General features: G+C 67.3%; 4 protein-coding genes. 2 read left to right on the top strand and 2 right to left on the bottom strand.

Annotation, left to right across the window (positions count from 1 at the left end):
- Positions 1 to 461: PHP domain-containing protein (locus tag AC1DKD_RS38970; RefSeq protein WP_477144538.1), on the bottom strand; the 461-nt coding region annotated here is incomplete at its 3' end.
- 213 nt (positions 462 to 674) lie between these two features.
- Between AC1DKD_RS38970 and AC1DKD_RS38965 the strand changes: the two genes are divergently transcribed.
- Entirely contained in the window at positions 675 to 1,811 is a 1,137-nt protein-coding gene (locus AC1DKD_RS38965) for an NAD(P)/FAD-dependent oxidoreductase (RefSeq protein ID WP_477144537.1), read from the top strand.
- Positions 1,812 to 1,837: 26 nt separating this feature from the next.
- On the opposite strand, the gene AC1DKD_RS38960 is transcribed toward AC1DKD_RS38965, so the two are convergent.
- On the bottom strand, positions 1,838 to 2,740 hold the full coding sequence (locus AC1DKD_RS38960) for an alpha/beta fold hydrolase (protein WP_477111063.1): 903 nt from the start codon (positions 2,738 to 2,740) through the stop codon (positions 1,838 to 1,840).
- Between the two features lie 154 nt (positions 2,741 to 2,894).
- Between AC1DKD_RS38960 and AC1DKD_RS38955 the strand changes: the two genes are divergently transcribed.
- Complete coding sequence (locus tag AC1DKD_RS38955; RefSeq protein WP_477144536.1) at positions 2,895 to 4,628, top strand: acetate--CoA ligase; 1,734 nt, start codon at positions 2,895 to 2,897, stop codon at positions 4,626 to 4,628.
- Positions 4,629 to 4,944 lie beyond the last annotated feature (316 nt).

Here is a 4,944-nt window from a genome sequence, read left to right as displayed (position 1 = left end):
GTCTTGCACCGCCCCTGCTCCACCAGCCAGCGCGCAAAATGCGTGCGGGAGATCAGGTCGGGATTGCCGACATGCTGCAGCGCGCCCGCGTAGGCGCCCTCGATGCCGATCGCGGCCAGCGCCTCGCCGATATCCTGCGCCCGCGCCGCGCGACCGGAGCGCGTCGCCGCCAGGCCTTCAACCAGCGCCGGACAAGCCGGATCGATCTGCAAGCCGACGATATGGACGGTCTGGCCGGCCCATGTCACGGAAATCTCCACCCCCGGCACATAATGCATGCCAAGCGCCTCGGCAGCGGCGCGCGCCTCGGCCTGTCCGCCGACCTCGTCATGGTCCGTCAGCGCCCAGAACGCCACGCCGCCGGCGCGCGCGCGCGCGGCCACGTCCCTGGGCGACAACATGCCGTCGGATACGGTGGAATGGCAATGCAGGTCTGCGTTGATTGCGTGTGGATTTTGCATGTGTCTATTCTACTCCCGCGCATATTCCGCGTTAATCGTGTGTTACTCCCGCGCCAGCGGCCACGTGGGCTAGCCCACACAACCCACGCCCGCGGGCAGGCCGATAGCCCTGCCGCCAACACTGGCGTAGGCATGGAGCGCCGCCCCGCGCGGTATAGTTGTGGCCTGACGATCCTCCCCCCTGGCGGCGCCGCGCGCGCTGCCTGCCAAGCCATGCCGATCCACGCCACTGACTCCGCCACGCCCGAAACCCGCAATGCTGCCGATGGCGCCGCCCCATCCGAAGTGATCCGTACCGACGTCCTGATTGTCGGCGCGGGCCCGGTCGGCCTGTTCGCCGCGTTCCAGGCGGGCGTGCTGGGATTGAAGTGCGAGCTCATCGACGTGCTGGACCGCGCCGGCGGCCAGTGCACCGAGCTGTATCCGGAAAAGCCGATCTACGACATCCCTGCCGTGCCCGGCTGCCTGGCACAAGACCTGGTCGATCGCCTGCTCGAACAATGCGCGCCGTTCGCGTTTCCCATGCATTTCAACGAACGCGCCAACGGCCTTGCCGAAATTCCGCCCGCACCGCACGCCACGGCCACCGCTCGCCCGCCCGGCCACGAACACCCGCACCGCCTGCTGGTCACCACCGACAACGGCAAGCGCTTCGACGTGGCGRCCGTGCTGATCTGCGCCGGCGCTGGCGCCTTTGCCCCGCAGCGCGTGGCGCTGCCCGAAGCCGCCGCGCTGGAGGACCGCTACCTGCACTACGCCGTGCGCGATACCGCGCGCTTTGCCGGCAAGCGCGTCGTGGTGGCCGGCGGCGGCGATTCCGCGCTGGACTGGGCGCTGGCGCTGCGCAAGATCGCAGCGCGCGTCACGCTGGTGCACCGCCGGGAGGGCTTTCGCGCGGCCGACGGCACGGTGGCCGAAATGCGGGCCGCGGTGGCCGCTGGCGAAATGGACTTCGTGGTAGGCATGCTGGGCGCGCTCAAAACCGAGGGCGACACCCTGGCCGGCGTCGATATCCGCGCCCGCGACGACACCGTCAGCCTGCCGGCCGACGAACTGGTGGCGCTCTATGGCCTGGTCTCCGAACCCGGCCCGATCGCCCAATGGGACCTCGACATGCGCGCCGGCCGTATCGTGGTGGATACCACCACCTACGAGACTTCCCGGCGCGGCATCTTCGCCGCCGGCGATATCGCGTTTTATCCCAACAAGCAGAAACTCATCCTGTCGGGCTTCCACGAGGCCGCGCTGGCCTTGCGCCGCGCCTATCACTATGCCTTCCCCGAAAAGGCGCTGGTGCACGTGCACACCAGCAACAACGCCACGCTCAAGGAAAAGCTGACGCACGCCTGAGCGTAGCGGCATGGCGCCAGCGGACATTACGCGCAGAACGATTCGACCAGCCCGGCGACCACCCGCGGCTGGTCGTGATGCAGCATATGGCCGGCGTCATCGACAATGGCCTCGCGGAAATCCCGGAACGCCTTGAAGCGCAGCTTGAACTCCTCCAGCGGCTGCCCCTTTGCAATATGGCTGAGCGTTTGGGAGTCGCGCGCTTCCACATGCAGTACCGGCGCGGTGGCCTTTGCCCAGATCGCCATCACTTCGTCCAGCCGGTACAGCACGGGATTGACCATCTTGTGGGCGGCGTCGCCAAGGATTTCCCAGCGGCCTTCGGCGTTCCTGGCCGACCAGTGCTTGGCCAGGAACGCCGCGCGATCGTCCGGCAGGCGCGGATTCGTCTTCTGCAACCGCGCCGCCACTGCCTCCACGCTGTCATAGGTCTTCAGCGGCTGGCGCTGCCGCAGTTCGTCCAGCCAGCGCGCATAGCGACCGGGCGCCTGCTCGGCGCGGGTGCCCGTCATGCCAAACCCCTCCAGGTCGACCACGCGGCGCACCCGCTCGGGACGGATGCCGGCATAGAAGCAGGCGACGTTGGCACCCATGCTATGCCCCACCAGGTTCACCGGCTGGTCCGGCTGGTCCGGCTGGTAATGATCGAGCACGGCCTCGAGATCGGCAATGTAGTCGGGAAACCAGTAGGACTCGGTGCCGGGATAGCGTGTGGGCCAATCGGTCTGGCCGAAGCCGCGCCAGTCGGGCGCAATGACACGCCAGTCGCGCTCCAGCGCATCCACCATGAACTGGAACGAGGCGGCCACATCCATCCAGCCATGCAGCAGGAACAAGGTGGGCGCACCGGGCTGGCCCCAGTGCCGTACGTGCATGTTGAGGCCGCGCAACGTGATAAATTCCGAGCGCGAGGTTTCTCTTATTGTCATGGTGTCTCCCCGGGTGCCTTTTCGTGGCGGACGCTTTCACCCGCGACAACGGGGAAGCCAAAAAATAGAACGATCGTTCGTTTGTGTGGATTATAGCGGCAAGCCGGCCCGGCACGCATCCGCGCAATATCGAGCGCAAACCAGGAGACCCAGCATGGCCGCACCCGCCCTGCCCGCCAGCCGCCGCGACGACTATCGCGCGCTCTACGATGAATTCCGTTGGCAGGTGCCCGAGCACTTCAACCTCGCCGACGTGTGCTGTAGCCGCTGGGCGCGCGCTCCCGCCACCGCGGACCGGGTGGCGGTCCACACCGAACACGAGGACGGGCGCCGCGCCAGCTACAGCTACGCCTACATCCAGGCCGAGGCGGACCGCCTCTCGCGGGCGCTGCGCACGCTGGGCGTGGCGCGGGGAGACCGCGTCGGCATCGTGATGCCCCAGCGCATCGAGACGGTGGTTGCACAGATGGCAATCTATCAGCTCGGCGCCATCGCCACGCCCTTGTCGATGCTGTTCGGACCGGAAGCGCTGGCCTACCGGCTCCGGCACAGCGATGCCTGCGTGGCCATTGCCGATGAAACAGCGATCGACAATGTGCTGGCGGCGCGCGCGGAGTGCCCGGCGCTGGCCTCGGTGATCGGTGTTGGCGGCGCGGTGGGCCGCGCGGAGCATGACTGGGACGCGCTGCTGGCCGCCGAGCTACCGGAATTTACCGCCGTTCAGACCAAGGCCGACGAGGCCGCCGTGCTGATCTACACCAGCGGAACCACCGGGCCGCCGAAAGGCGCGCTGATCCCGCACCGCGCACTGATCGGCAATCTCACTGGCTTCGTCTGTTCGCAAAACTGGTTCCCGCAGGCGGACGACGTATTCTGGAGCCCGGCCGACTGGGCCTGGACCGGCGGCCTGTGGGATGCACTGATGCCCGCGCTGTATTTCGGCAAGCCCATCGTCGGCTATCAGGGGCGGTTCTCGGCGCAGGTTGCCTTCGCACTGATGGAGCGCTATCGGGTCACCAATACCTTCCTCTTTCCCACCGCGCTCAAGCAGATGATGAAAACCTGCCCCGCGCCGCGCGAGCGTTACCAGTTGCACCTGCGCGCGCTGATGAGCGCAGGCGAAGCCGTAGGGGAAACCGTGTTCGCCTGGTGCCGCGACGCGCTCGGTGTGGTCGTCAATGAAATGTTCGGCCAGACCGAGATCAACTACATCGTGGGCAACTGCACCGCCCAGAACGACGACGGCCAGCCCGGCTGGCCCGCGCGCCCGGGCTCGATGGGGCGGCCCTACCCCGGCCACCGCCTCGCCGTGGTCGACGACGAGGGCAAGCCTTGTCCGCCGGGCGAAGACGGCGAGATTGCCGTGTGCAGCACCGACCGCCACGGCCATCCCGACCCCGTGTTCTTCCTCGGCTACTGGCGCAACGCGGAGGCCACCGCGGACAAGTACCTGGAGCGAGACGGCTTGCGCTGGTGCCGCACAGGCRACCTTGCGCGCGTCGACGAGGACGGCTACTTCTGGTACCAGGGCCGCGCCGACGATGTCTTCAAGTCCTCCGGCTATCGCATCGGGCCGAGCGAGATCGAAAACTGCCTGCTCAAGCACCCCGCCGTGTCGAATTGCGCCGTGGTGCCTTCCCCCGACCCGGAGCGCGGCGCGGTGGTCAAGGCGTTCATCGTACTGGTGCCGTCAGTCGCCCGCTCAGCGCAGGCCGACGCTGAACTGGTCGCCGAATTGCAGCAGCATGTGCGCGGCCAGCTTGCGCCGTATGAATATCCCAAGGCGATCGAGTTCCTCGACCAGTTGCCGATGACCACCACCGGCAAGATCCAGCGGCGCGTACTGCGCGAGATCGAAGCCCGGCGCGGCGCGCCAACGCGCCCGTAGCACTGGCAGGCGGGTGCCGCCGCAAGGCTCGCACCCGTCCCCGTCCCTACCCGTCAAATCCCCCCCCCAGGCCCTGCCCCTCAGCGCCCGGCCTGCTTAACCTGCGGCGCCGCGGACCACCGATCGCCGGCATGCTTTTCGCCGCCCTCCCGGCAGTCAAGTTTTTGCCGAATCTGACGTTAGCAAGGACATGCGGAGCGCATTGCAATGGCGCATCCCGATCGGCAGATCGGGCCACACGTTCCAGTCGCAGGAGGGGTCATCCATGACAGCTTATTTTTTCCGAGAAATTTATAGGATCACTCCTATAAAAGCC

The sequence above is a fragment of the Cupriavidus sp. 05T313 genome (assembly GCF_056396665.1).
The sequence above is the reverse complement of the archived record's forward strand: the minus strand, read 5'-3'. Positions and strand labels throughout refer to the sequence as shown.